This window comes from Micromonospora sp. NPDC048909, assembly GCF_040649635.1.
In the GTDB taxonomy this organism is placed as follows: Bacteria; Actinomycetota; Actinomycetes; order Mycobacteriales; family Micromonosporaceae; genus Micromonospora.
In genome coordinates, this window is record NZ_JBEZFU010000001.1 from 1,128,402 (window position 1) to 1,153,874 (window position 25,473).

At 73.7% G+C, this 25,473-nt stretch carries 27 protein-coding genes, 1 tRNA gene and 1 pseudogene; 21 read left to right on the top strand and 8 right to left on the bottom strand.

Annotation, left to right across the window (positions count from 1 at the left end; all coding sequences use genetic code 11):
• Positions 1-18 precede the first annotated feature (18 nt).
• From AB0C04_RS05435 to AB0C04_RS05450, 4 genes are all read left to right on the top strand, one after another.
• Complete coding sequence (locus tag AB0C04_RS05435; RefSeq protein WP_357048625.1) at positions 19-657, top strand: septum formation initiator family protein; 639 nt, start codon at positions 19-21, stop codon at positions 655-657.
• Positions 658-691: 34 nt separating this feature from the next.
• Entirely contained in the window at positions 692-1,249 is a 558-nt protein-coding gene (locus AB0C04_RS05440) for a DUF501 domain-containing protein (protein WP_350868764.1), read from the top strand.
• Positions 1,246-1,791, top strand: coding sequence for an amino-acid N-acetyltransferase (locus tag AB0C04_RS05445; RefSeq protein ID WP_357048630.1), 546 nt, complete (start codon positions 1,246-1,248; stop codon positions 1,789-1,791). Before AB0C04_RS05440 ends, AB0C04_RS05445 begins: the two co-directional genes overlap by 4 nt.
• A 369-nt stretch (positions 1,792-2,160) precedes the next feature.
• Positions 2,161-3,090: a Ppx/GppA phosphatase family protein gene (locus tag AB0C04_RS05450; RefSeq protein ID WP_357049145.1), complete on the top strand. Its 930-nt coding sequence runs from the start codon at positions 2,161-2,163 to the stop codon at positions 3,088-3,090.
• Positions 3,091-3,118: 28 nt separating this feature from the next.
• On the opposite strand, the gene AB0C04_RS05455 is transcribed toward AB0C04_RS05450, so the two are convergent.
• Complete coding sequence (locus AB0C04_RS05455; RefSeq protein WP_357048633.1) at positions 3,119-3,262, bottom strand: hypothetical protein; 144 nt, start codon at positions 3,260-3,262, stop codon at positions 3,119-3,121.
• Positions 3,263-3,337: 75 nt separating this feature from the next.
• Between AB0C04_RS05455 and AB0C04_RS05460 the strand changes: the two genes are divergently transcribed.
• The 11 genes and pseudogenes from AB0C04_RS05460 to AB0C04_RS05510 all read left to right on the top strand — a co-directional run bounded on the left by AB0C04_RS05460 (position 3,338) and on the right by AB0C04_RS05510 (position 12,825).
• On the top strand, positions 3,338-3,670 hold the full coding sequence (locus AB0C04_RS05460) for a PadR family transcriptional regulator (RefSeq protein WP_091394259.1): 333 nt from the start codon (positions 3,338-3,340) through the stop codon (positions 3,668-3,670).
• Entirely contained in the window at positions 3,667-4,698 is a 1,032-nt protein-coding gene (locus AB0C04_RS05465; RefSeq protein WP_357048636.1) for a hypothetical protein, read from the top strand. The genes AB0C04_RS05460 and AB0C04_RS05465 overlap by 4 nt, the downstream gene beginning before the upstream one ends.
• 251 nt (positions 4,699-4,949) lie before the next feature.
• A pseudogene (locus tag AB0C04_RS05470) lies at positions 4,950-5,342 on the top strand (hypothetical protein); the annotation flags it as partial.
• 217 nt (positions 5,343-5,559) lie between these two features.
• Positions 5,560-6,246: a dienelactone hydrolase family protein gene (locus tag AB0C04_RS05475; protein WP_357048639.1), complete on the top strand. Its 687-nt coding sequence runs from the start codon at positions 5,560-5,562 to the stop codon at positions 6,244-6,246.
• A 19-nt stretch (positions 6,247-6,265) separates the two neighbouring features.
• A complete protein-coding gene (locus tag AB0C04_RS05480) occupies positions 6,266-6,979 on the top strand; it encodes a uracil-DNA glycosylase (RefSeq protein ID WP_357049148.1) in 714 nt (237 codons plus the stop codon).
• Positions 6,980-6,998: 19 nt separating this feature from the next.
• Complete coding sequence (locus AB0C04_RS05485) at positions 6,999-7,787, top strand: DUF4129 domain-containing protein (protein ID WP_357048642.1); 789 nt, start codon at positions 6,999-7,001, stop codon at positions 7,785-7,787.
• Positions 7,784-8,374, top strand: a complete 591-nt coding sequence (locus AB0C04_RS05490; protein WP_357048645.1) for a hypothetical protein — start codon at positions 7,784-7,786, stop codon at positions 8,372-8,374. The genes AB0C04_RS05485 and AB0C04_RS05490 overlap by 4 nt, the downstream gene beginning before the upstream one ends.
• Complete coding sequence (locus tag AB0C04_RS05495) at positions 8,374-9,381, top strand: MoxR family ATPase (protein ID WP_350867256.1); 1,008 nt, start codon at positions 8,374-8,376, stop codon at positions 9,379-9,381. The genes AB0C04_RS05490 and AB0C04_RS05495 overlap by 1 nt, the downstream gene beginning before the upstream one ends.
• Complete coding sequence (locus tag AB0C04_RS05500) at positions 9,381-10,778, top strand: DUF58 domain-containing protein (protein ID WP_357048649.1); 1,398 nt, start codon at positions 9,381-9,383, stop codon at positions 10,776-10,778. Before AB0C04_RS05495 ends, AB0C04_RS05500 begins: the two co-directional genes overlap by 1 nt.
• A gap of 46 nt (positions 10,779-10,824) precedes the next feature.
• The gene (locus AB0C04_RS05505; RefSeq protein WP_357048651.1) at positions 10,825-11,388 is read left to right on the top strand and encodes a hypothetical protein; all 564 of its coding nucleotides are present in this window, start codon (positions 10,825-10,827) and stop codon (positions 11,386-11,388) included.
• A 105-nt stretch (positions 11,389-11,493) separates the two neighbouring features.
• Complete coding sequence (locus AB0C04_RS05510; protein ID WP_357048654.1) at positions 11,494-12,825, top strand: NAD(P)/FAD-dependent oxidoreductase; 1,332 nt, start codon at positions 11,494-11,496, stop codon at positions 12,823-12,825.
• A 145-nt stretch (positions 12,826-12,970) separates the two neighbouring features.
• Here AB0C04_RS05510 and AB0C04_RS05515 read toward each other — a convergent pair whose 3' ends face one another.
• Positions 12,971-14,842 (bottom strand): hypothetical protein, encoded by a 1,872-nt coding sequence (locus AB0C04_RS05515; protein WP_357048657.1) that lies wholly within the window; start codon positions 14,840-14,842, stop codon positions 12,971-12,973.
• A 103-nt stretch (positions 14,843-14,945) separates the two neighbouring features.
• On the opposite strand from AB0C04_RS05515, the gene AB0C04_RS05520 reads away from it, so the two are divergent.
• From AB0C04_RS05520 to AB0C04_RS05535, 4 genes are all read left to right on the top strand, one after another.
• A tRNA-Leu gene (locus tag AB0C04_RS05520) sits at positions 14,946-15,026 on the top strand.
• Between the two features lie 111 nt (positions 15,027-15,137).
• Positions 15,138-15,953 carry a Bax inhibitor-1/YccA family protein gene (locus tag AB0C04_RS05525; protein ID WP_350867247.1) on the top strand — a complete coding sequence of 272 codons (816 nt, stop codon included), beginning with the start codon at positions 15,138-15,140 and terminating at the stop codon, positions 15,951-15,953.
• A gap of 128 nt (positions 15,954-16,081) precedes the next feature.
• On the top strand, positions 16,082-16,840 hold the full coding sequence (locus tag AB0C04_RS05530) for a Bax inhibitor-1/YccA family protein (protein ID WP_357048660.1): 759 nt from the start codon (positions 16,082-16,084) through the stop codon (positions 16,838-16,840).
• 50 nt (positions 16,841-16,890) lie between these two features.
• Entirely contained in the window at positions 16,891-17,211 is a 321-nt protein-coding gene (locus AB0C04_RS05535; RefSeq protein WP_357048665.1) for a hypothetical protein, read from the top strand.
• A gap of 15 nt (positions 17,212-17,226) precedes the next feature.
• On the opposite strand, the gene AB0C04_RS05540 is transcribed toward AB0C04_RS05535, so the two are convergent.
• The 3 genes from AB0C04_RS05540 to AB0C04_RS05550 all read right to left on the bottom strand — a co-directional run bounded on the left by AB0C04_RS05540 (position 17,227) and on the right by AB0C04_RS05550 (position 20,425).
• Positions 17,227-18,489 (bottom strand): acetyl-CoA C-acetyltransferase, encoded by a 1,263-nt coding sequence (locus AB0C04_RS05540; RefSeq protein WP_357048668.1) that lies wholly within the window; start codon positions 18,487-18,489, stop codon positions 17,227-17,229.
• An 86-nt stretch (positions 18,490-18,575) separates the two neighbouring features.
• Positions 18,576-19,379 carry an SGNH/GDSL hydrolase family protein gene (locus tag AB0C04_RS05545; protein WP_357048671.1) on the bottom strand — a complete coding sequence of 268 codons (804 nt, stop codon included), beginning with the start codon at positions 19,377-19,379 and terminating at the stop codon, positions 18,576-18,578.
• Positions 19,376-20,425, bottom strand: coding sequence for an SGNH/GDSL hydrolase family protein (locus AB0C04_RS05550; RefSeq protein WP_357048674.1), 1,050 nt, complete (start codon positions 20,423-20,425; stop codon positions 19,376-19,378). The genes AB0C04_RS05545 and AB0C04_RS05550 overlap by 4 nt, the downstream gene beginning before the upstream one ends.
• Positions 20,426-20,595: 170 nt before the next feature.
• On the opposite strand from AB0C04_RS05550, the gene AB0C04_RS05555 reads away from it, so the two are divergent.
• Positions 20,596-20,952: a YkvA family protein gene (locus tag AB0C04_RS05555; protein ID WP_357048677.1), complete on the top strand. Its 357-nt coding sequence runs from the start codon at positions 20,596-20,598 to the stop codon at positions 20,950-20,952.
• Positions 20,953-21,033: 81 nt separating this feature from the next.
• Positions 21,034-22,404: a cystathionine beta-synthase gene (locus AB0C04_RS05560; protein WP_357048680.1), complete on the top strand. Its 1,371-nt coding sequence runs from the start codon at positions 21,034-21,036 to the stop codon at positions 22,402-22,404.
• A gap of 106 nt (positions 22,405-22,510) precedes the next feature.
• Here the strand turns inward: AB0C04_RS05560 and AB0C04_RS05565 are convergent, their stop codons facing one another.
• From AB0C04_RS05565 to AB0C04_RS05575, 3 genes are all read right to left on the bottom strand, one after another.
• Positions 22,511-23,467 (bottom strand): trypsin-like peptidase domain-containing protein, encoded by a 957-nt coding sequence (locus tag AB0C04_RS05565; protein WP_357048683.1) that lies wholly within the window; start codon positions 23,465-23,467, stop codon positions 22,511-22,513.
• 96 nt (positions 23,468-23,563) lie between these two features.
• Positions 23,564-24,073: a GNAT family N-acetyltransferase gene (locus AB0C04_RS05570; RefSeq protein WP_357048686.1), complete on the bottom strand. Its 510-nt coding sequence runs from the start codon at positions 24,071-24,073 to the stop codon at positions 23,564-23,566.
• Positions 24,070-24,999, bottom strand: a complete 930-nt coding sequence (locus tag AB0C04_RS05575; RefSeq protein WP_350867229.1) for a ribonuclease Z — start codon at positions 24,997-24,999, stop codon at positions 24,070-24,072. Before AB0C04_RS05575 ends, AB0C04_RS05570 begins: the two co-directional genes overlap by 4 nt.
• Positions 25,000-25,473: the final 474 nt, after the last annotated feature.

Consider the following 25,473-nt stretch of genomic DNA (forward strand, 5'->3'; position numbering starts at 1 on the left):
CGGGGGAGGGGTGTGACGATGCAGCAGCGCCGCACACCGGGTGGTCAGCGTCCCGCCCGCCGGCCCGGCCAGTCCGGCCGGCCGGGCGGGGCCCGCAGCGCCCGGGCGCCGCTCCGGGAGGCCGGCGTGCGTGCCGAGCCGCGCGGCGCGGCCGGTCGCGCGCCGAGCGCCGCGCGGGGCAGCGAGGGCGTACGCTCCGCGAGCCGGCCCGCCGCCGCCCGGCGTACGGCTGCCGGCGGCTCGGTCAAGCGGCTCTCCGCACCCCACCCCCGACGCTTCACCGGGCGGGCCACCGTGCTCTTCGCGGTGCTCATCGCGCTCGCCCTGGCATACACCTTTCCGGTACGGGTCTACCTGAACCAGCAGGCCGACATCGAGCGGATGGAGGCCGCCCAGGCGGCGCAGGAGAAGCTGATCTCCGACCTGTCGGCCGAGGCGGCGAAGTGGCAGGACCCGGCCTTCATCGAGACCAAGGCCCGGGAGCGGTTCTACATGGGCCGGCCGGGCGAGAAGCTGGTGATTCTGCTCAACGACCCGGAGGGCGCCGCCCGGGACGCGGGCCGCTCCGCCCCCGGCGCGCCGACCACGCCCGACCCCTGGTACGACACCCTGTGGTCGAGCGTCCGGGCCGCCAACGGCGAGCAGCCCGCCAGCTGAGCACCAGTCGAGCACCGAACGAGAGATGGGCACCGTGACTGTCGTACCACCGCAGGAGTCGGCGGCGGATTCCGTACCCCCGCCGAAGCGGGAGCCGGCCACCGAGGCCGACCTGGCCGCGGTGGCCGCGCAGCTCGGACGCCCGCCCCGCGGCACCCGGGCGGTGGCCCACCGCTGCCCGTGCGGCCTCCCCGACGTGGTCGAGACGACGCCTCGGCTCTCCGACGGCACCCCCTTCCCGACGCTCTACTACCTCACCTGCCCGCGGGCGACCGGGGCGTGCAGCCGGCTGGAGTCGGCCGGGCTGATGAAGGAGATGGCCGAGCGGCTGGCCGCCGATCCGGAGTTGGCCGCCCACTACCGCGCCGCGCACGAGGACTACCTGGCCCGGCGGGAGGCGATCGGCGAGGTGCCGGAGATCGCCGGCATCTCCGCCGGTGGTATGCCCGGCCGGGTGAAGTGCCTGCACGTCCACCTCGGGCACGCGCTCGGCGCCGGGCCCGGGGTCAACCCGTTCGGTGACGAGACGCTGGCGCTGATCGAGCCCTGGTGGACGGCGGGGCCCTGCGTGGACGTGCCGGCAACGGAATGAGCGCCCCCGTCGAACGGCCGGCGGGCCGGGCCGCCGAGGACGAGATCGTGGTCCGGCGGGCCCGCACCGGGGACGTGCGGGGGATCCGCCGGCTGGTGGACACCTACACCGACGACCGGCGGCTGCTCAGCAAGGCCACCGTCACCCTCTACGAGGATGTGCAGGAGTTCCGGGTCGCGGTACGCGCCGACGACGGCACGGTGGTGGGCTGCGGCGCGCTGCACGTGATGTGGGAGGACCTGGCCGAGATCCGCACGGTCGCGGTCGACCCGTCCTGCCGGGGCCGGAAGATCGGGCACCGGATCGTCGGCGAGCTGATCGACGCGGCCCGTGAGCTGGGGGTGGCCCGGATCTTCGTGCTCACCTTCGAGACGCGCTTCTTCGGCTCGTTCGGCTTCACCGAGATCGACGGCGCGCCCGTGCCGCAGCCGGTCTACGAGCAGCTGCTGCGTTCCTACGACGAGGGTGTCGCGGAGTTCCTCGACCTGGAGCGGGTCAAGCCGAACACCCTGGGCAATTCCCGGATGCTGCTGCGTCTCTGAGCCGACGATCGCCGCCGGCGCGTGGTGGTCGCGGAGGGTGAGGTCGACCCCGGCCACCACCGCCCTGTCTCCGACGCTTTGCTCTGCTTCAGCGACGGAAACAGTAACGATCGGTGATGGCTGCCGGGCGATGGTCAAGAGCCGTTCCCCTGCTCAGGGCTAGTGTTGCCGGGAGTGAAGCAGAGCAAAGGCTGTGTGGGGGCGGTTGCTCGGGCGAGCGACGGTCGCTGAGCGTGATGCTGACCTGGCGTGACCGACCTGCCGGCCTGACCGGGGTGCCGGCACGATCGCCGGTCGGCCGGCGCCGTCTGGAGCGGTACGGCAGTCGGCCCGCCGACCTGTCGTAGGGTGGCGGACGTGACGACGCGCGTGGCCGCCATTGACTGCGGGACCAATTCGATCCGGCTGCTGGTGGCCGACCTGCCCGACCCGGATGCCGGGCCGGAGGCGCCGCTCGCCGACGTGAGCCGCCGGATGGAGATCGTTCGGCTGGGCCAGGGGGTGGACCGGACCGGTCGACTCGCGCCGGAGGCGATCGAGCGCACCCGGGTCGCGCTGGCCAGCTACGCGGGCGAGATCGAGAAGCTCGGCGCCGAGCGGGTCCGGATGGTCGCCACCTCGGCGACCCGGGACGCCGCCAACGCCGAGGACTTCCGGACGATGGTGCGGCAGACCCTCGGGGTCGCCCCCGAGGTGGTCACCGGCGACGAGGAGGCGCGGCTCTCGTTCACCGGGGCGGTGCGCGGCCTGCCCGCCGGCGCCGAACCGCCGTACCTGGTGGTGGACATCGGGGGCGGCTCGACCGAGTTCGTGGTCGGCACCCGGGACGGCGGCGTGCAGGCGGCGTTGTCGGTGGACATCGGCTGCGTCCGGATGACCGAGCGGCACCTGCACGGCGACCCGCCGGGGCTGGACGAGATCGCCGCCGCGCGGGCCGACATCACCGTCGCGGTCGACCGGGCGCTCGCCGTCGTACCCGGGCGCGAGGCCGCCACGCTGGTCGGGCTCGCCGGGTCGGTCACCACCGTGGTCGCCATCGCCCAGGGGCTGCGGGCGTACGACCCGGCGCGGATCCATCACGCCCGGGTCTCCTACGAGGCGGTGGCCGAGGTGACCGCCGACCTTCTCGGCAATACCCGCGAGCAGCGGCTGGCCATGCCGGTGATGCACCCGGGACGGGCCGACGTGATCGGCGCGGGCGCCCTGGTGCTCCGGGTGATCATGGAGCGGGCCGGCCTGCCCTCCGTGGTCGCCTCCGAGCACGACATCCTCGACGGCATCGCCTGGAGCCTCCAGTAGCCGGCCGCGCCCTCCGCGACGGGTGAGGCTACGACGGGAAGTCGGTCGAGCGGCTGATGTCCGCCCACTGCTCGGCCTCCGCGCGCCCATGCCGGGTGTGCCGCCGACCCGCCCGCCCGCCGAGCGAGCAGACCTGCACGAAGGTTCCGGAGCGCTGCGTCGCACTTTGCACGCCGGTTCCGCCGAGACTCGCCGCTCGCTAGTCTTTCGTTGACGGTACTGCGCATCGCACAGTAGTGTGCCTTGCGTGGACACCACCCAGCTGTTGAAGGGCGTGCTGGATCTCGCGGTGCTCGCCGTCCTCCGCGAGGAGGACGGCTACGGCTACGACATCCTGCGTCGACTGCGCGAGGCCGGCCTGGAGGAGGTCGGCGACGCGTCGGTCTACGGCACACTCCGCCGGCTCTTCGCCGCCGGCCTGCTCACCACCTACGTCGTGCCGAGCGAGTCCGGCCCGCACCGCAAGTACTACTCGCTGAACGCGGCCGGCCGGGATCAGTTGACCCGTTCCGGCAAGCTCTGGCGCTCGTTCGCCACCACCATGGACACACTGCTCGACGATCGGGGGATGGCGGCATGACCGTCACGGAGCAGGAGATCGCGGACTACGTCGGACGGGTCCGGGCAGCGCTGGCCGACCTGCCGCCGGCAGTCCGCGACGAGCTGACCGAGGACCTGCCGGAACACCTCGCCGAGGTGGCCGCCGAAGCCGACGGCTCGCTGGTCGACCGGCTCGGTCAGCCCGAGGCGTACGCCGTCGAGCTGCGGGTCGCGGCCGGCGCGCAGAGCGTCGCCGGTCGCAACGTGGAGCGACGGGTGGCCGCCGCCCTGCTCCGCGCCCGGGGCCGGCTGCACGCCGTGGACACCCGGCTCGGCCCGCCCTTCGGCTACCCGACCGCCAGCGAGTTCCTGCGGCTGCTCCGCCCGGCCTGGTGGGTGCTGCGCGGCTACCTCGCCGCGATGCTGGTCACCGCGGTGACCACGGGCGGCACCTTCGGTCTGCTGCCCCGCTTCGGCGGTGAGCTCCTCGCCGGCCTGGTGATGCTCGTCGGCCTCGTGCTCGGGTCGCTGTGGCTCGGCCGCCGCTCCGAGCGGTTGCGCGGCTGGCCGCGCTGGGCGCTGCACGCCAGCAGTCTGGTGCTCGCCGTCTTCGCGCTGTCCGCACTGGCCAGTGCCGAAGATCGCGCCGGCTACTACCCCTACGACCAGATCGCGGTGAACAACCCGTACGACCGGGTGCGGGACGTGTTCGTCTACGACAGTGAGGGTCGGCTGGTGGAGAACGCCCGGCTCTTCGACCAGAACGGCGACCCGATCCGGCTCGGTTACCCGGACTGCGTCGACGAGCGGGACCCGAACGGCAACAACCCGCTGCTGCGCCCCTACCCGTACTGCCCGGAGCAGGCGCCCTTCGCGCCGCGGGCCCCGGCCGGGCCCGCCCCGACACCGGTCCTGCCGCCGCTGGCCACTCCGGCGCCCACCGATACGCCCGAGCCGACCGGCAGCGCGGACCCGGCCGCGACCGCGACTCCCGGCGCCACGGCAAGTCCGGGGGCCACGGCGACTCCCACCGACACGCCGGAGCCCACCCCCACCGCCACCCGCTGACCTCTCGCCGGCACTCCCGGTCACCGCCCGCCGGTGACCGGGAGTGCCTGCTAGCACCCGAAGCTGGGAAATGGCTGAACGGATGAGGCCAGCGGGGCGGCGGGCGCGGTTGATCATCGTTACGGTGTCGTCTGCTCCTCAACCCCTCGGAAGGAACCCTCGTGTCAGAGCAGGTCGCACCGCCCCCCTCGGCTGACGCCGAGCAGCCCCAGCCAGCCGTGCAGGCGCCGCCGCCGGCCGAGCCGGAGGCGAAGAAGTCCGGTGCCAAGAAGGCGCTCGGCATCGTCGGCGCGATCGTCGTCTTCCTGGTCATCGCCGGTCTCAAGTTCGGCCTGGCCAGCGCAATCGGCAACTTCTTCGACAAGGACGCCACCGCCGAGGCGAAGGCCGGCGACTGCATCGCCGAGCTGCCCGAGGTCACCGGCGCCGAGGAGGAGGAGGTCGACAACGCGAAGGTCGTCGACTGCACCTCGACCGAGGCCGCGTACAACGTGGTCGGCCGGGTCGACGGGCAGACCGAGGCGCAGGCGAAGGCCGGCACCGCGTGCGAGCAGTACATCAAGGAGAACGAGGACGGCTACCTCTTCTACAGCATCGAGCCGGGCAAGACCGGGTACCTGCTCTGCCTGACCAAGAAGGCCTGAGCCGGCACACCCACCGGCCGGGCCGGAGCCCGGCCACAGCCACCGCCGACGGCGGCGCGGAGATCCTCCGCGCCGCCGTCGGCGTACCCAGCGTCACCCGTGGGCGAACGGGAGGTGAATGCCACTGTTCCGGCATCTTCCCGGCGCGGGCGCGGCGTGGCAGGCTACCGGCACTGGGCGACCAGCCAACGATGACTGACCGCTAGGAGGACGGCCAATGGGCGAAATGGTGAGCTACCGCAGCAACGGCGGTACGAGCGAGGGTTATCTCGCGATACCCTCCGGCGGTGCGGCCAGCCCTGCGGTCATCGTCATCCAGGACTGGTGGGGCCTGGTGCCGCACGTACGGTCGGTCGTCGACCGGTTCGCCGAGGCGGGTTTCGTCGCGCTCGCCCCGGACTTCCGGCACGGCGAGCCGGCCAGCAAGCCGACCGAGCCGCGACAGATGCTGAACAGCGCGCAGATGGACGAGGCGGCGACGGAGATCGCCGCTGCCGCCGACTACCTGGCCGGCCGCAGCGAGGTCACCGGCAAGGCCGGGTGCGCCGGGTTCTGCGCCGGGGCGAGCCTGGCCCTCTGGGCGGCGACCCGGTCCGAGCGGATCGTCGCGACCGCGGCCTTCTACCCCCGGCTGCCGTGGGACGGGATGCGTCCCGAGTGGGCCGACTACGCGGGCAAGGCCGCCATCATCCACTGCTCCGAAGCGGACGGCACCTCGGCCGACGAGGGCGTGCAGACCGTACGCCTGGCCATCGAGACCGCCGGCGGCAACTGCCAGACCTACGACTACCCGGGCACCGCGCACGCCTTCTTCAACGAGGACCGGCCGGAGAACTACGACCAGCGCGCCGCCGCCACCGCGTGGGCGCGGACCCTGGAACTGTTCCGGGCGAAGCTTGGCTGAGCCGCGTACCCCCGAGGAGGTGGTCGCCCGCGCCGCGCGGGCGACCGACCTGGCCGACCTCGACGCGGCGGTGAGCGACTGCTTCGCCTGCCCGCGGCTGGTCGACTGGCGGGAGGAGGTCGCCCGGACCCGCCGAGCGGCCTTCCGCGACCAGCGGTACTGGGGCCGACCGGTGCCCGGCTTCGGTGCCGCGGACGCGCGGATCGGCATCCTCGGTCTGGCACCCGCCGCGCACGGCGGCAACCGCACCGGCCGGATCTTCACCGGCGACCGCTCCGGCGACGTGCTCTTCGCCGCGCTGCATCGCGCCGGGCTGGCCAACCAGCCGACCAGTGTCGCCGCCGACGACGGGCTCGCCCTGCGGGACACCCGGATCTTCGCCGCGGTGCGCTGCGCACCGCCGGACAACAAACCGACGCCGCAGGAGCGCGACACCTGCGCACCCTGGGTGCACCGCGAGGTCTCGCTGATCCGGCCCACGCTGCGGGTGGTGGTCGCGCTGGGCGCCTTCGCCTGGGCCGCGTGGTGGCCGACGCTGCGCCAGGTGTACGGACTCCGTCCGCCCAGCCCGCGACCGGTCTTCACCCATGGGGCACACTGGTCCGGCACAGCCGCACCGGATCTGCTCGGCTGCTACCACGTCAGCCAGCAGAACACCTTCACGGGACGGCTGACACCAGGAATGCTGGACGATGTGTTCGCCCGGGCGAAGCAGTTGGCCGGAGTGGACTGACCTGCGTGGGGTGGTGGCGATGACGGACGGAACGCGCCGGCCCACGCCGTACCCCCCGGCGGGCGACGGCGAGCCGGGGGCCGGCCTGGGCCTGGTGCGCCGCTGGTGGCCGGTGGGCTTGGTGGCCCTGCTGCTCGCCGTGGCCGCGCTCGCCGCGTCGCACTCGTCGATCGGGGCGAGCCGGATTCCGCCCGCCGCCGAGAACATTCCGTGGGTGCCCGAATACCCGTCGGTGGAGCCTGAGCAGTCGATCCCGGCCGAGCCGCGCGACCTCAATCCGCCGCAGATCCCACAGTGGATGGTCACCGCCGCGCTCGTCCTGCTCGGGCTGGCCGTCCTCGGCGCGTTCGGCTACCTCACCTGGGTGTTGATCCGCGGTGCGCTGCGCCGTACCAGCCGGGCGTTGCCGAAGCAGCGGCACCGGCGCTCCGCAGCGGGCGCCACCCGCGACGTGGTGGCGGCCCTGGACGCCGGCCTCATCGACCTGGACGACCAGGACACCGACCCCCGGGTCGCGGTCATCGCCTGCTGGGTACGCCTGGAGGAGGCCGCCGCGGCGGCCGGCGTCCCTCGGCTGGCCGGCGACACCCCCACCGACCTGGTCACCCGGCTGCTGCGTGGTGACCCCTCGGCCGGGGTGCCGGCCATCGTCAGCGCCGACGTGCTCGCCGAGTTCGCGCACGTCTACCGGGAGGCCCGCTACGCCACCCGGCCGGTCGACGAGAGCACCCGCGACCAGGCGCGAGCCGCGCTGCGCCGGCTGCGCGGCGAGCTGACCGCGACGACACCGGGTGAGGTGTCGTCGTGAGCAGCGGCGCCAGCATCGACGACCTGCTCAGCTTCGAGGAGGAACGCTCCCGGCCGGACGATCGCGACCGCGTCGGCCGGGTCGGGCAGGTGCTGCGCACCCTCGCCGGCGTCGCGTCGGTGGTGGTCGTGCTCGTCGTCGGCCTGCGCGCGGTCGGCCTGCGGGTGTCGCTGCTGATCCTGATCGCCGGGGTGGTCGCGTTGTTCCTGGTGCGCCGGGTCGTCGCCGCGCTGGCGCCCACGCCGCCACCTCCGGTCGGCACCCGGGCGCCGGTGACCGCCGCGGACGACGGCACCTGGAACTGGAGCGCCCGGGACGCGCTGCGGACCGCGATCAACGGCTGGGAGGTGCCGCTGGACTGGTCGGCGACCCGGCCCGAGCGGTTCACCGGCGTGGTCCTGCCCCGGCTCGGCGAACTGGCCGACGAGCGACTTCGTCTCAAGCACGGGGTGACCCGCGATTCGGATCCGGCCCGCGCCCGCAGTCTGCTGGGAGAGCGGCTCTGGACGTTCCTGGAGACCCCGCCCCGCCGCACCCCGTCGCCGCGCGATCTCGCGGCGATCGTCGCCGAACTGGAGAAGATCTGATGAACGACGTGGACCGGAGCATGCCCGCCGCCGAGGTCGGCCAGCTGGCCCGGGCGGTGCTGGACGCCGTCGGCTCGGTCGTGGTCGGCAAGCGGGACGCTCTGGAGCTGGTCCTCGCCGGGATCCTGGCCGGCGGGCACGTCCTGCTGGAGGACCTGCCCGGCCTGGGCAAGACGCTCACCGCGCGTTCCTTCGCCCAGGCGCTCGGGCTGGACTTCCGCCGGCTCCAGTTCACCCCGGACCTGCTCCCCGCCGACGTGACCGGGTCCTTCCTCTACGACCAGCGCAGCGGCGACTTCGCGTTCCGGGCCGGCCCGGTCTTCACCAACCTGCTGCTCGCCGACGAGATCAACCGGACCCCGCCGAAGACCCAGTCGGCCCTGCTCGAGGCGATGCAGGAGAAGCAGGTCTCGGTGGAAGGCGTCACCTACCGGCTGGACGAGCCGTTCCACGTGCTGGCCACCGCCAACCCGATCGAGTACGAGGGCACCTACCCGCTGCCCGAGGCGCAGCTCGACCGCTTCCTGCTCCGGGTCTCCTTCGGCTACCCCGAGCACGAGGAGGAGTGGGAGGTGCTGCGCCGGAGGATGGCCCGCCGCCGCGAGGAGGCCGAGATCAAGCCGGTGGTGGACGCGGCGACCCTGCGGGCGATGCAGGCCGCGCTGGAGGACGTGGTGGTCGAGGACTCCGTCGGCCGGTACATCGTCTCGCTGACCGCGGCCACCCGGGAGCACCCGTCGGTCCTGGTCGGCGCCTCACCGCGCGGCTCGCTGGCGCTGCTGCTGCTGTCCCGGGTGCGGGCCGTGTTCGCCGGACGGGACTACGTGGTGCCGGAGGACGTCAAGGAGGTCGCCGCACCGGCGCTGGCCCACCGGATCACGCTGCGTCCGGAGATGTGGCTGCGCCGGGTCGACCCGTCCTTCGTGGTGGGTGAGGTGCTCGAAGGCACTCCGGCGCCGGCCAGCGGCGCGCTGCCCAGCTACGCGGCCGGCCGGCCCGCGCGCTGATGACCGTGCCGAGCGTGCCGCAACAGCGAAGCGTGCCGGGGCAGGAGCCAGCTGCGGCAACCGGTTGGACGCCCACCCGGGCGCTCGGCCGCGCCGTGCTGCTCACCGGCCTGCTGCTGGTGGCCGCGGTGGTGCTCGGGCGGATCGATCTGATCGTGCTGGCCGCCCCGTTCGCGCTCGGCACCGCGTACGCGCTGCGCCGTCGGCCGGTCGCGTTGCCGCAGGTGTGGGTCGAGGCCGACGACGGCCACCTGGTCGAGGGGGGTGAGCTGACCGGCGCGGTGACGGTCGGCAACCCGGACGTCGTCGCCTACGAGCTGGTCGTGCTCCGAACCCGGGTCTCACCCTGGCTGCGGATCGAGCGGGTGGGCTTCGCTGGCGCCGGGGCGGCCGGCGGCGGTTCGGTGGCCGACCGACCGTTCGTGACGTCGGTGCCGACCGCCTCGGCGATCGACCTGGAACTCTCCGGTAGCGCGCTGCGCTGGGGGCGGCACCCGGTCGGTCCGGCCGGCGCCCGGGTCGCCACCGCCGGCGGGCTGCTGGTCTCCCGCGCGGTGATCACCGATCCGGTCCGGGTCCGGGTCTACCCGAAGACGGAGCCGTTCGAGGCGGTGGAGGCGATGCCCCGGGCCGCCGGCCTGGTCGGCGCGCACCACTCCCGGCGACCCGGCGAGGGCGGCGAGTTGGCGGGCGTGCGGGTCTTCGCCCCCGGTGACCGGCTGCGCCGGATCGACTGGCGGGTCTCGCTGCGGGCCCGGCAGCTGCACGTGGCCGCCACCCTCTCCGACCGGGACGCCGAGGTGGTCGTGCTGCTCGACGTGCTGGCCGAGGCCGGTCGCTCGGGCGGCGTCTCCGGCGCCGCCTCGGTGCTGGACACCACCGTGCGGGCGTCGGCGGCGATCGCCGAGCACTACCTGCACCGGGGAGACCGGGTGTCGCTGCTCGAGTACGGGCCGGCGGCGCGCCGGCTGCGCCCGGGGGCCGGCCGCCGGCAGTACCTGACGGTTTTGGAGTGGCTGCTCGACGTCCGGGTCGAGGCGAGCCCGCACGAGCCGTACGACCAGGTCTTCGGCCCGCAACTGCTCTCCGCCGACGCGCTCGTGGTGGTGCTGACTCCGCTGCTCGACGAGCGGTCGGCGCAGATGCTGGCCCGGCTGGCCCGGTCCGGCCGGTTCGTGGTGGCGGTGGACACGCTCCCCGCCGACCTCGCGCCGCCGAAGGACCGGGGCTGGGCCGAGGTGGCCTACCGGCTGTGGCGGCTGGACCGGGACACGATGATCGCGCAGTTGCGCGAGCACGGCGTGCCGGTGGTCCGCTGGGCCGGCGCGGGCAGCCTGGACCAGGTGCTGCGGGACGTCGCCCGGCTCGCCACTGCCCCCCGGGTGGGTGGCCGGTGAGCGCCGTGCGGGTCGATGGCCGGCCGGGGGACGGAGGCGAGCCGCGATGATCGACACCGTCACCGAACGGGTCCGGGCGCTGCGGTCGGCGGCGAGGCGGATCAGCCTGACGCCGCTGCTGATCCGGGCCGGTGTCTACCTGACCGTGCTGGCCGGCTTCGTGCTGGCCTTCCCGGCGGAGGTGCTGGCCGGGCAGCAGCTCGGCGCGCTGGTGCTGGTGGCGCTGCTACCGGCGGTCGGCCCGCGCCGGGTCTGGCCGACTTTCGCGGCGCTGGTCACGGTGGGTGGGTGGCTGATCTCCACCGACGGTTACGGCCGGCCGGTCACGCTCTGGCGGTTGCTGGCCCTGGCCGGGGTGCTCTACCTGGGGCACACGCTCTGCGCGCTGGCCGCGCTGCTGCCGTACGACGCGGTGGTCGACCCGGTGCTGATCACGCGGTGGCTGCTGCGGGCCGCCCTGGTGCTGCTGGCCGCGTCGGTGCTCGGGGTGCTGCTGATGGGGTTCGGGGAGCTCGGTGGAGACGCCGGCTACCAGCTGGCCACGGTGGCCGGGCTGCTGGTGGCGGTAGGGGTGGCGGCGTTGCTCGGGTGGCTGCTGCGTCGCCGGTGAAAATCGCGGTGACGCGGGGGTTGCGCAGGTCACAGCGGTTGTGCTCCGTCACAGAACGGGGGCGCGAGCGGGATTAGCTGAGCAACCCGGGGAAAGATAGATGACGTGAATCCGAAGCGGATCCTTGTGGTGGGTGCGGGACATGTCGGCCTCTATGCGGCCCTGCGCCTGTCGAAGAAGCTGAGCTCCCGTGAGGCTGAGGTCATCGTGGTCGACCCGCAGCCGCACATGACCTACCAGCCCTTCCTGCCGGAGGCCTCGGCGGGCAACATCTCCCCTCGGCACGCGGTGGTGCCGCTGCGGCGGGAGTTGCGCAGGTGCAAGGTGGTGGCCGGCACGGTGACGGGGATCGAGCACGACCGTAAGGTCGCCACGGTCCAGCCGATCTCCGGCCCGCCCCGGGAGATCGCCTACGACCACGTGATCGTCGCACCGGGCTCGGTGTCCCGGACGCTGCCGATTCCCGGCCTGCACGAGCAGGGCATCGGGTTCAAGACCATCGGCGAGGCGATCTACCTCCGCAACCACGTGCTGGATCGGCTCGACGTGGCGGCTGTCACGCCGGACCCGGACGTCCGCCGCACCGCGCTGACCTTCGTCTTCGTCGGTGGTGGCTACGCCGGCATCGAGGCTCTCGCGGAGATGGAGGACATGGCCCGCGACGCCCTGCGCTACTACCCGGAGCTCAAGCCGGAGGAGATGCGCTGGGTGCTGGTAGAGGCCACCCAGCGGGTGCTGCCCGAGGTCGACCGGGACATGGGCGCCTACACGGTGCAGCAGCTGCTCAAGCGGAACATGGACATCCGGCTGGACACCCGGCTCGAATCCTGCGTCGACGGGGTGGTCAAGCTCTCCGACGGCGACAGCTTCCGCGCCGACACCATCGTCTGGACGGCCGGCGTCAAGCCGTCGCCGCTGCTCGACATGACCGACTTCCCGCGGGACGAGCGGCGCCGGGTGACCTGCCTGCCGACCCTGCAGGTGGTCGACGGCGACCGGGTGGTCGAGGGCGCGTGGAGCGCGGGCGACTGCGCCGCCGTGCCGGACCTGACCGGCCCGCCCGGGGCGTACTGCTCGCCGAGTGCCCAGCACGCGGTGCGACAGGCCGCCAGGATGGCGGACAACATCAAGGAGGTCATCCGGGGCCGGGAGCCGGTGGAGTACCGGCACAAGCACGTCGGCAGCGTGGCCAGCCTTGGCCTGCACAAGGGTGTGGCCCAGGTGTACGGGGTCAAGATGACCGGATGGCCGGCCTGGTTCATGCACCGGACGTACCACATGAGCCGGATCCCCTCCTTCAACCGGAAGGTCCGGGTGGTCGTCGACTGGTCCCTGGCCTTCTTCCTGAAGCGTGAGGTGGTCGCCCTCGGCCAGCTGCACGACCCGCGCGAGGAGTTCGCCGAGGCGTCCCAGCCGGTCGGCGCCCGTCGGGGCTGACCGCGACGTACCCGAAAGGGGCCTCTCCGCCGTACGGCGGAGGGGCCCTTTCGTCGCGTGGGCGAAGTGGCGCGGGGCCGCAGACCCGCGCTGGACGTGGTGGCGCGGGGCCGCAGACCTGCGTTGGACGTGGTGGCGCGGGGCCTCAGACCCGCCAGATCCAGGCGTCGGCGACCCGGGTCGGCGGGCCGTAGAGCTGCTCCAGGGTCGTCCGCAGGCTCTCCACGTGCGGGGCATTGTCGGCGAGCGCCACGCAGGAGGCGCCCCAGAAGTCGGCGTCCTGGGCGGCCTGCCGGCGCTGCTCGTCGCCGATCACCGGCTGGTCGCCGCGGCGCGCCACGTCGCTCAGCAGAGCGGAGGTGGGCTGCTGGTAGGTGCCCATGGCCGCGCTGCCGTTGCGCCCGTAGGGGCCGATGAAGAAGCCCTCCGGGGTGGCGAAGGCGGCGTCCGCGGCGGCGGCCCAGCGCATCGGCCAGGGCTCCTTCGGGGTGGGCAGCGGGACCGGCACCAGCACCCCGCCCGGGCGGACACACTGCCGCCAGTGGCCGCCGGTGATGAACTCCGGCAACGCCGGGCGCTCGGCCGTCGGCAGCGGGGTGGGGAAGAGCGGCAGCAGCGCCGCGCCGACCGCCGCCGGGACCAGCCGCCGAGCCCGGCCGGTGCCGCGCAGCGCCCGGTCCACGGCCAGCACCAGCAGCGTTCCGGCCAGCGGCAGTACGGCGAGGGCGAACCGCATCGGCAGCGCGCCGTCCACCACCGGCAGGCCCGCCAGCAGGGCGTACGGGCCGGGCACCCCGGTGCGGGTGCCGCCGACCACCACGGCCGGGCCGAGCGCGAGCCCGCCCATCACCAGCGCGGCGACGGTGCAGGCGACCGCCAGCCGGCGGCGGCCCAGCCAGAGCGCACAGCCCGCGGTGACCAGCAGCAGCGGCCAGCCGAGGAAGGTGTTGTACTCGGCCGGGCCGGTGGTCAGCCGGGCCGCGTCGTCGCCGCCGGCCACCGACAGCGGGGAGATGGTCCACCAGCTGCGCAGGTCCGCCGAGAAGTAGTGCGGGCTGAACATGCCGTCGGCGACCCCCTGAGGGCCGGCGAACTGGAACCAGAGCGGGTAGCCGAGCACCAGCAGGGCCAGCCCGGCGGCGAGCGCCATCCCGCCGGCGAAGCCGGGCAGCGCTCGGCGGGCCAGTTCCCGGTCCACGGTGGCGTAGGTGACGGCCATGATCAGCAGGGAGAGCGCGGTGAGGAAGAGCACCTCCTCGCCGATGAAGACCTGGGCGGTGATCGCGGCGGCGAGGCCGACCGCCGAGCTGACCATGCGGCGCCGGTCCGGGCCGAGCACGACCGTGCTGCCGGCCGGATCCGCCGGATCCGCGGGCCCGATCCGCTCCGGGTCGGCGGCGCGCAGCAGCCGCACCACCAACCAGACGATGACCGGGACCAGCCACTGCGCGGTCATGTGCAGGTGACTGTTGGTCTGCGAGATCATTCCCGGGCCGAAGCCGCAGAGGCCGGCGCCGAGCCCGGCGGCGAGCCGGCGGGCACGCAGCGTCCGGGTGTAGAGCAGGTACCAGGCGACCGCCGTGCCGGCCAGGTTCGCTGCCGCCAGCAGGGCGAAGGTGACCGGCGCGCCGAGCAGCAGGGTGACCGGGGCGAGGGCGATGCCGAGCGCGATGACCGTGGTGTTGGTCATCAGGTTCACCCCGTCCGGCGCGTTGAGCCGGTCGGTGAGCAGGCTGAAGTCGCCGAGCAGGGCCCGCGCGTCGACCGCGAGGAACCACTCGTAGAGGGTCTGGTCCGCCGCGTTGAGCGCCAGTGTCCGGGAGCCGGGGTCGGGCCACAGCCCGTGGGTGAGCCAGCCGGCCAGCAGGAGGAAGAAGAGCGCGACCCCGAGGTCCGCGCGGTGCCGGCCGAGAGCGGCCAGCAGCCGGGCCGTCCGGGGCCGGCGGGCGGCCCGGTCGGCGAGGCGGAGAGCCTGCTCAGGGGCGGCGTCGGGGGCCGTGGGGGCTGCGCTGCTCACGGCTTCGACCCTAATGTGGCGACCGCATCGGGGTACGCCGGGTAGCCACAGACCGGTTACCGTGACACTGCACCGCGGCGTGTCGACGCACCGGTGCCGCCCGGCCCGGGTGGTGGAACGGCAGACACGGCCGCCTTAAAAGCGGCTGCCGAAAGGCGTGCGGGTTCGACCCCCGCCCCGGGCACCGACACATTTCCACCTCTCTCCCCTCTCAGCGATCTCCACTGATGGCCAGGGCAGTTACTCTTGTGTGTGCACGTTCACGTGCACACGACCCCCTGAGGGAGGCCAGACAGTGAAGACCTCGAACCCGGTGCTCGCCCGGCTCGGCCAGGCGGCCGAGCGGGAGCGCTCCGCCGGGTACGCCCCGGCCGGGCCCTACGGCGCGCCCGGCATTCCGCAGCAGTACCCGACCGAGGCCGGCTACCCGGCCGCGCCGCCGACGGTGGCGCCCATGTCCATCGACGACGTGGTGGTCAAGACCGTCACCCTGCTCGGCATCCTCGGCGTCTCCGCCGCGGCCGCGTGGGTGCTCGTCCCCGACGCGCTGGTCGGTGTCGCCTGGATCGGCGCCGCGGTGGTCGGCCTGGTCCTCGGCCTGATCATCTCGTTCTCCCGGATGGCGAACCCGGCGCTGGTCGTCACGTACGCCGTCATCGAGGGCGTCTTCGTCGGCATGGTCAGCAAGTTCTTCGAGTCGGCCTACGACGGAATCGTGATCCAGGCCGTGGCGGCCACCTTCGGCGTCTTCTTCCTGATGGCCATGCTCTACAAGGTGCGGGCCATCCGGGCGACCCCGGCGTTCGTCAAGGGCGTGACCGCCGCGATCGTCGGCCTCTTCGGCGTGATGCTGATCAACCTGGTACTGGCGCTCTTCGGCATCAACACCGGCCTGCGCGACGGCAGCCCGCTGGCCATCGGGTTCAGCCTGGTGGTCATCGTGGTCGCGGCGCTGAGCTTCGTGCTCAGCTTCAAGGAGGTCGAGGACGGCGTCCGGATGGGCCTGCCGCAGCGCTACTCCTGGGTCGCCGCGTTCGGCATCCTGGTCAGCCTGGTCTGGCTCTACATCGAGATCCTGCGCCTGCTGAGCTACTTCCAGGGCGACGACTGACCCCCTCTCCTCCGCTGACCGTCGGCGCCCGTCCCCGCACCGTGGGGGCGGGCGCCGGCGTTTTCCCGACGCGGCCCGATCCACCGGGGCAGAGTGACTGCGAGGGGTAGTGCGGCGAGGGGGTGGCGGTGCGCAGTACCAACCCGGTGCTGAACCGGCTCGACGAGACCACCCGGCTGGAGAGCCGGGTGCTCGGCGTCGGGGCCGCCGAGGAGATGACCGTCGACGACGTGGTGGTCCGGACGGTCGGGCTGCTGCTGATCACCGGTGCGACCGCGCTGCTGGCCTGGCTCTTCGTCCCGCAGGCGGTCTGGGTGCCGGCCGCGCTCGCCGGCAGCGCCCTGGCCGCGATCGCGTTGGCGCTGGTCATCTCGCTGCGCGCGATCACCAACCCGGCCCCGATGGTGGCGTTCGCGGTGATCGAGGGGTTGCTGCTGGGCGTGGCGAGTCGCGCTTTCGAGCTGGTCTACCCGGGCATCGTGGCGCAGGCGGTGGCCGGCACCTTCGGCGTCTTCCTCGGCATGGCGCTGCTCTACCGGGCCCGGCTGATCCGGGCCACTCCCCGGCTGGCCCGACTGGTCATCGGCACCCTGCTCGGCATCGTCGCGATCAGCGTGGTGAACCTGGTGGTCTACCTGGTGACCGGGCGGCAGGGGTTGGAGATCTACAGCCTCACCGGCGAGGTGGGCGGTCTGGCGTACGTGATCGCGGTGGTGGCCATCATCGCGGGCGCGTTCAGCTTCATCCTCGACTTCGACCTCATCGAGCGGTCGGTGCGCGCCGGCCGGCCACGGCGGTACGCCTGGCTCTGCGCCTTCGGGCTCCTCACCGGCCTGGTCTTCCTCTACTGGCAGCTGCTGCGGCTGCTCAGCTATCTGCGCCGGTGAACCGCTCACCCCGGTGAACCGGTGACCTCCGGTCCGTACACTCTTCCGCGATGAGCGCAGCAGAACTGGACCGTGCGGTGCAGCTCCTGGTCGGCCAGGTCGGGCACTGGGAGCAACCACGCTGGGCAGCCGCCGCTGCCGGCGGGAACGCGGCCCGCGCCGACCTGGTGCACCGACTGGTGCAGGAGATCGCCAACCTGGCGGCCGACGCCGAGGGGGAGCCGCGCCGCACCGTGCCCCGGCTGGCGAACGACCTGGCCCTGCCCGACCAGCTCCGGGTGGTCGCCGCGGATCTGATGGCCGCCGGCCCGGAGCCCGCGGCGCTGGCCCGGGCCGCCGCCGAGGTGACGGCGACCCGAACCGCGCTCTGATCGGGGCGGGACGGCTCAGCTGAGCCGTTCGAGCACCATCGCCATGCCCTGGCCGCCGCCGACGCACATGGTCTCCAGACCGATGGTCCCGTCGTGCCACTCCAGGGCGTTGAGCAGGGTGCCGGTGATCCGGGCGCCGGTCATGCCGAACGGGTGACCGACGGCGATCGCCCCGCCCATCACGTTCAGCTTCTCCAGCGGGATGTCCAGCTGCCGGTACGACGGGATCACCTGGGCGGCGAACGCCTCGTTGATCTCGACCAGGTCGACGTCGTCGATGGTCATCCCGGCCCGCTTGAGCGCCTGCCGGGACGCCTCCACCGGGCCGAGGCCCATGATCTCCGGGGAGAGCGCGGTGACGCCGGTCGAGAGGATCCGGGCCAGCGGGGTGATGCCGAGGTCCCGGGCGCGCTGGGCGCTCATCACCACGACCGCGGCGGCCCCGTCGTTGAGCGGGCAGCAGTTGCCGGCGGTGATCCGCCCGTCCGGCCGGAACACCGGCTTCAGGCCGGCCACGCCCGCCAGGGTGACCCCCGGGCGCGGGCCGTCGTCGGTGCTGACCACCGTGCCGTCCGGGGTGGTCACCGGGGTGATCTCGCGGGCCCAGAAGCCGTCCGCGATCGCCTTCTCGGCGAGGTTCTGGCTGCGTACGCCGAACTCGTCCATGTCGGCGCGGGTCACGTCGTGGACCTGGGCCAGGTTCTCCGCGGTCTGACCCATGGTGAGGTAGATGTCCGGCAGCTCGCCGGACTCGCGCGGGTCGGACCAGACCTCGGCGCCGCCCTGGGCGCGGGCCTTCGACCGCTCGCGCGCCGCGCTGAAGCGCGGGTTCTCCCAGCCGCCACCGACAAGCTCCTGGGCCTGCGGGGGCAGGCCGTCGGAGTTGCCGCGGGCGTAGCGGGAGACGGTCTCGACGCCGGCGGAGATGAAGACGTCACCCTCGCCGGCCCGGATCGCGTGCATCGCCATCCGGGTGGTCTGCAAGGAGGAGGCGCAGTAGCGGGTGAGGGTGGCGCCCGGCAGGGTGTCCAGGCCCATCAGCGTGGCGACCACCCGGGCCATGTTGAAGCCCTGCTCGCCGCCGGGCAGGCCGCAGCCGAGGTAGAGGTCGTCGATCTCGCCTGGGTCGAGCTGGGGGATCTTGTCGAGGGCGGCCTGGACGATGGTCGCGGCGAGGTCGTCCGGTCGGACGTCGCGCAGGGACCCCTTCTGGGCCCGGCCGATGGGGGAGCGGGCGGTGGCGACGATGACGGCGTCGCGGGACGACTCAGTCGACATGAGCCAACGTTAACCCGCCGGTAACTTGGCGCGGAAGCCGCGCGGGCGGCGGGAAATGTCACCCGCCGCCGCCTTCCTCGGCGGGGTCAGTGCCGGGACGCGACCGCCGCGGCGGCCGCGACGGCGGGCAGCAGCGCGTGCGCCCAGACCCGGTAGCCGTCGGCGGAGGGGTGGTAACCGTCGTGGCAGAGGGTGTTGGCGTCGGCGCGGAACACCGGCCCGGTCTCGGTGCCCAGGTCGACCACCGAGCCGCCGGCGTCGAGCACGGCGGCCGTCTGGGCGCGGGCGATCCGACGCCCGGACCAGCCGACCAGTTGGCGCAGCGGCGGGGCGATCGCGCGGACCGCGCCGAGATCCGGGCAGGTGCCGACGACGACCTCCACCCGCGCCTCACGGAGCCGGTGCACGGCCGCGCCGAGGTAGGCCGACACGTCGGACGGGCGGCGCAGCCCGGTGGCGTCGTTCGCTCCGATCAGGATCAGCGCCACGTCGGGACGCTCACCGAGCAGAGCGCGGGCCACCTGAGTGGCGAGGTCGGTCGTGCGGGAGCCGCTAACCCCGACGCAGGAGAGGTGCACCAGCCGGCCGGTGGGCCCCTCGCTCAGCAGGTTGGCCAGCTGCCCGCCGATGGTGTCGTCGAGCCGGTCGACCCCGACGCCCAGGGCGGACGAGTCGCCGAGCAGAACCAGCCGCAGCGGCGGCGCGCCGGCCCGGCCGACCGTGGCCCGCAGCGCGAGCCCCAGCTCCGGCTGGGCGTAGCGCCGGTGTCGGGCGATGAACGCCTCCCCGGCGAGGACCGCGGCACCGCCCACGGTGCCGGCGATCAGGGAGAGCACCGCCGCCCGACCGAGCCGGCCGGCGAGCCTCGTGGCGATGTCCTGCTCGGTCATGCCAGTCCCTCCACTGTGGGTGAGTCGGTGGCCGGGCCGGACTGCGGCACGGTGCCGACGCCGAAGAACGCCCGCCGGCGCAGCTGCGCCCATCGGCCGGCCGGGCCGCGGTCACGCCCCCGGACCTGGGTGGCGCTGACCTCCGTGCCGGCGTGCCGGGCCGCCTCCTGCGCCGCCTCCGGCAGCGACCGTACGCCCTGACCGGGGGTCGGCGCTCGCCGCTCCGCCCCGGCGTCGAGCGCGGAAAGCACCGTGGGCAGCAGCGCCGCGGCGGCCATCGCGTAGCCCTCGGCGGAGGGGTGGAAACGGTCCCAGGCGAACATCCGGGCCGGCTCCGCCGCGAACCGTGGGCCGAGCAGGTCGCCGAGGGAGACCGTCCAGCCGCCGGCCTCGACCACTGCCACCGTCTGAGCGGCGGCTAGCTGTCGGCTCCAGCGCCGGGCCAGCCAGCGCAACGGCGGCTGGATGGGTTGGATCGCTCCCAGGTCAGGGCAGGTGCCGACGACCACCTCGCAGCCGGCGTCGCGCAGCGTGCGGACCACCTCGACCAGATAGCGGACGGCGAGCGCGTGCGGGGTGCGGTTGGTGATGTCGTTGCCGCCGATGAGGATCACCGCGACGTCCGGCCGGCACTCCAGGGCCGCCTCGACCTGGTGCCGCAGCACGGCGGAGATCGCTCCGACCACGGCGAAGCGGTGCAGTCGCACCGGACGCTGGGTGCGGCGGGACAGGCCGGTGGCGAGCAGCGCGCCGGGCGTCTCCCGGCGGCGGTGCACCCCGTAGCCGGCCGCCGAGGAGTCGCCGAGCACCACCATCGTGAGCGGCTCACCGGGGAACTTCGCGCCGTAGACCCCGTCGCAGCGAGGTGGCGGCGCCTCGGCCATCGGGATGGTGCGGCGGGCGCGACGGGCCTGGCCGATCAGCACCCCGGCGCTCGCCACCGTGGCCGCCGCGGTGGCACCCGTGCCGATCGCCGCCAGGCGGGCGATCTGCCGGGCGCGCCGCCAGCGCGGACCAACGGGTACGACGGAACCAGCCACCCCCATACCGCGACAGTATCGCGCCGGCCCGACACGGCGCTGTCGTCGTAGCGGCACACGGGTGGCTGGCGGACTGTCGTTCTGGGTAAGTCTCTCCCGGGTGACTCCGGCGCGGGCCGACCGGTCCGGCGAGCTTGCGTCAGGACGCCACGCTGTCCCCGGAGAGGAGCACGATGATGGGGAAGACACTGAAGCGGAGCGCGGCCTTCACGGCCCTGGCCCGGGCCCTGGCCGCCGGGGCCCGCGGCGGCCCCTCACTGGGCAGCCGGCTGGCGGCGCTGCCCCGGATGATCCGGGCGACCACCCGCGGCGAGTACGACGGCGGCCTCCGGCTGGCCCTGATGACCGCGGCGACGGCGTACATCGTCTCGCCGATCGACCTGCTCCCGGAGATCCCGTTGGCGATCTTCGGGCTGGCCGACGACGCGGTCATGGTCACCTGGCTGGCCGGCAGCGTGCTCGCCGAGACCGAGCGCTTCCTGGAGTGGGAGGCGCGTCGCGACTCCGTCATCCCCGGGCGTGTGGTGCCCTGACGGGCCGTACCCTGGGCGCTGGGAACCCCCGAACCACCTGCCCGGCCGCCGTCGCCGGCGCCGAGAGAAGGACACATCGAGGTGCAGTACTACGACAACGTCGTCGACCTGATCGGCAACACCCCCCTGGTACGGCTGCGCAACGTCACGGCCGGCATCCAGGCCACCGTGCTGGCGAAGGTGGAATACCTGAACCCGGGCGGTTCGGTGAAGGACCGGATCGCGTTGCGCATGGTGGAGGACGCCGAGAAGGCCGGCATCCTGCGCCCGGGCGGCACCATCGTCGAGCCGACCAGCGGCAACACCGGTGTCGGGCTGGCCCTGGTGGCCCAGCTCAAGGGCTACAAGTGCGTCTTCGTCTGCCCCGACAAGGTCAGCCAGGACAAGCAGGACGTGCTGCGGGCGTACGGCGCCGAGGTGGTGGTCTGCCCCACGGCGGTCGCCCCGGAGGACCCGCGCTCCTACTACAACGTCTCCGACCGGTTGGCCCGGGAGATCCCCGGCGCCTGGAAGCCGGACCAGTACAGCCACCCGGCCAACCCGCGCTCGCACTACGAGAGCACCGGTCCGGAGCTGTGGAAGCAGACCGAGGGCGAGATCACCCACTTCGTCGCGGGCGTGGGCACCGGCGGCACCATCTCGGGCATCGGCCGCTACCTGAAGGAGGCCTCCGACGGGCGGGTCCGGATCATCGGCGCCGACCCGGAGGGCTCGGTCTACTCCGGCGGCACCGGCCGGCCCTACCTGGTCGAGGGCGTCGGTGAGGACTTCTGGCCGCAGACGTACGACCGGGGGGTCGCCGACGAGATCGTCGAGGTCTCCGACAAGGCCTCGTTCGAGATGACCCGGCGGCTGGCCCGCGAGGAGGGGCTGCTGGTCGGCGGCTCCTGCGGGATGGCCGTGGTGGCCGCGCTGGAGGTGGCCCGTAAGGCCGGCCCGGACGACGTGGTCGTGGTGCTGCTGCCGGACGGCGGCCGGGGCTACCTCTCCAAGATCTTCAACGACGCGTGGATGGCCCGGTACGGCTTCCTGGACAACTCCGGCGCCGAGCCGACCGTGGCGGACGCCCTGGCGAGCAAGCCGGGCGCCCTGCCCGAGCTGGTGCACGTGCACCCGACCGAGACGGTCCGCGACGCGATCGACTACATGCGCGAGTACGGCGTCTCCCAGCTGCCGGTGCTCAAGGCCGAGCCGCCGGTGGTCACCGGCGAGGTGGCCGGCTCGATCGCCGAGAAGGACCTGCTGGACGCGCTCTTCACCGGCCAGGCGCACCTGCACGACACGATCGAGCGGCACATGGGCGCGCCGCTGCCGATGATCGGCGGCGGGCAGCCGGTGAGCGAGGCGGTCGGCCTGTTGGAGAAGTCCGACGCCGCGCTGGTGCTGGTCGACGGCAAGCCCAAGGGCGTGCTCACCCGGCAGGACCTGCTCGCCCACCTCGGCGCGCACTGACCCGACGACGACACGACGGTGCCCTCCCAGCCGGGAGGGCGCCGTCGTGCTGTGGCGACGGGCGGGCGCCGGACCCCGCGCGACACGCCGTCGCGCGGGTCACCCGTCAGCGGGCGAGTTCCGTGGGGACGGCCACCACGTCGACGAGGGCGCCCTTGCGCAGCACCGTCACCGGCAGCCGCGCGCCGATGGCCGGGCCGAGCATGAGCCGTTGCAGGCCCTGACCGTCGCGGACCGGGCGGTCGCCGGCGGAGAGGATCACGTCGCCCAGGTAGATCCCGGCCAGCCCGGCCGGGCTGCCCGGAACGACCTCCACCACCCGCAGGCCGCGCCGCTGGCCGGTCCGCGCCGTCACCTCGGGCGGGAGCGGAACCGGCACGCCGGCCACCCCCAGCCAGGCCCGGCGGACCCGGCCGTGGGCGGTGAGGTCGGCGATGATCTGCCGGGTGGTGGCGTTGATCGGCACCGCCAACCCGAGCCCGTACCCGGCGACCGCCGTGTTCACCCCGATCACCCGGCCGGCCGAGTCGGCCAGCGCCCCGCCGGAGTTGCCCGGGTTCAGCGCCGCGTCGGTCTGGATCACGTCCTCGATGAGCCGGGTGACCCGGCCGTCCCGGGCCGGCAGCGAGCGGCCCAGCCCGGAGACCACGCCGGCGGTCACCGAGCCGGCCAGCCCCATCGGGTTGCCCACGGCGACCACCAGCTGGCCGATCCGCAGCCCATCGGCGTCGCCCAGCTCGACCGGTGGCACGGTGGTCTCCTCGACCCGCAGCACGGCGAGGTCCGACAACGGATCGGCGCCGACCACCCGGAACCGGGCCTCGGTGCCGTCGGCGAAGGCGGCTGACCCGTCCTGCGCGCCCTGCACCACGTGCGCGCTTGTCAACAGCAGGCCGTCGGTGCCCACGGTGACCGCGGAGCCGGCGCCGGCCCCGCGCGCGGTCCGCACCGACAGGGCGGCCACGCTGGGCAGCACCCGGGCCGCCACGCCCGTGACCACCTGGGAGTACGCGTCCAGAGCAGCGGCCTCGGTCGGCTCCGGCGCGGTGTGCTCGGTGTCCATGACCCGAGCAACGCGGCCGGATCGACGGGCATGCCCGGATCAGCTCAGAGCGAACGGCCGGTCACCGCGAACGGCCGGTCACCGCGTTCTGGCGGGTCACAGTGGGCGGGCGTAGCGCAGCTGAGTGGTGACCGCGGGGCCGATCAGGTCGTCCCGCTTCGCGCCGGTCGGCGTCCAGCCGCCGCGTTCGTAGAACCGGCGGGCGGAATCGTTCTGCGCGAGCACCCAGAGCACCGCCCGGCTCCAGCCCCGGCTCCGCATGGTGTCCAGTGCGTCGATCATCAGTTCCCGGCCCACGCCGCGTCCCCGTTCGGCCGGGTCGAGGTGGATCGCGTTGAGCAGGCCGGTCGCCGGGTCGCCCTCGTCGTCCGGGCCGACGTAGCTGAAGCCGACCAGCGTGCCGTCGCGTTCGGCGACGGTCAGCAGGTGGTCGTCCCGCTCCCAGAGCCACCGTTCGGCCCAGTACCGCCCCATCGCCTCCGGCGTCGGTTCGGCGAGCGCCTCGGGCGGCAGGAAGGACGAGTAGGTGGCGACCCGGGAGTGCTGGTGCAGCGCGCCGACCGCCAGCAGGTCGTCGGCGGTGGCCTGGCGGAGGGTGACGATCACCGGGGCGAGGTTACCCGGCGCGGCGGCACCTGCACGGTGGTCAGGTCCTCGGCGATCACCAGCTCGCCGTCGAAGTGCGCGCGGGCCTCGTCGTGGAACCGGCGCGGGTCCGAATACCGCTGGGAGAAGTGGGTGAGCACCAGCCGGCGTACCCCTGACTCGGCCGCCACCCGGGCGGCCTGCGCCGCGGTGAGGTGGCCGACCTCGGCGGCGAGCGCGGCCTCCGATTCCAGGAAGGTCGACTCGATCACCAGCAGGTCCGCGTGTTCGGCCAGGGCGTAGACCCCGTCGCAGAGGCCGGTGTCCATCACGAAGGCGAACCGCTGCCCAGGCCGAGGGAGGCTCACCTCGTCGCGGGTGATCCGGCGCCCGTCCAGGTCGAGGTGGCCGACCCGGATCAGCTCGCCGACGGCCGGCCCGGCGATGCCGTACGCGGCCAGCTTCTCCGGCAGCATCCGGCAGCCGTCCGGCTCGACCAGCCGGTAGCCGTACGTCTCGATGGGGTGCCGTAGCCGGCGGGCCTCCAGCGTGCCGCAGCTCAGCGCGATCCGCTGCCCGTCCGCCTCGATCGGCTCGACGCGCAGCTCGGCGGTCTCGTAGAAGGAGGTGGCGTGCCGGAGTCGGGCGAAGTACTCGGCGCCGCCGGCCGGGAAGTGCACCGCGACCGGGTGCGGCACCCGGTCCAGGGAGAGCCGCTGGATGGTGCCGGGCAGGCCGAGGCAGTGGTCACCGTGGAAGTGGGTGACGCAGATCCGGGTCAGGTCGGTCGCCGTGACCGTGGTGTGCAGCAGCTGCCGCTGGCTGCCCTCGCCCGGGTCGAAGAGGATCACCTCGTCGTCCCAGCGGAGCACGTACCCGTTGTGGTTGCGCTGCCGGGTCGGCGCCTGGCTGGCCGTTCCGAGCACCACCAACTCGCGCATCGACACGGTGAACTCCTGTGGCTGAGCTGACCGGCGCGGCTCTGCCGCGCAGATGAAGCGACCCCCGGGGCGTCCGCGCTTGCGCGCGGGCCGGCTGGACTGGGCCGGCGCCCCGGGGGTCGGGTGGCTGTCGTGGTTTCGCCGCACCGCTGCCACACGGTCTCGACGATGGTGCAGTGCCCGCCTCGCGGCGGACTGATCACTGTCGAGGACAGCGGCTAGCGGACAGCCACCTCACGAGTCCGATTGCTATACAAGTCTGGACCACCTCCTTTCGCGTGTACCGCCACGCTATCGAGTCTCCGCGCGGCTCGGCAACGGATTTCGATCACAGCGGTGAACGGGAATGCCCGGCCGCCAGACCGCACGGCCGCGCCCAGGCGGGGGCGTTCGGGTATGCGGGGATCGGTGCGCTTCGCGATGACGAGCACGGGCAGCTGATCAAGGACGGCCTGGATCGGCTGGCGCAACAGCTGGCCT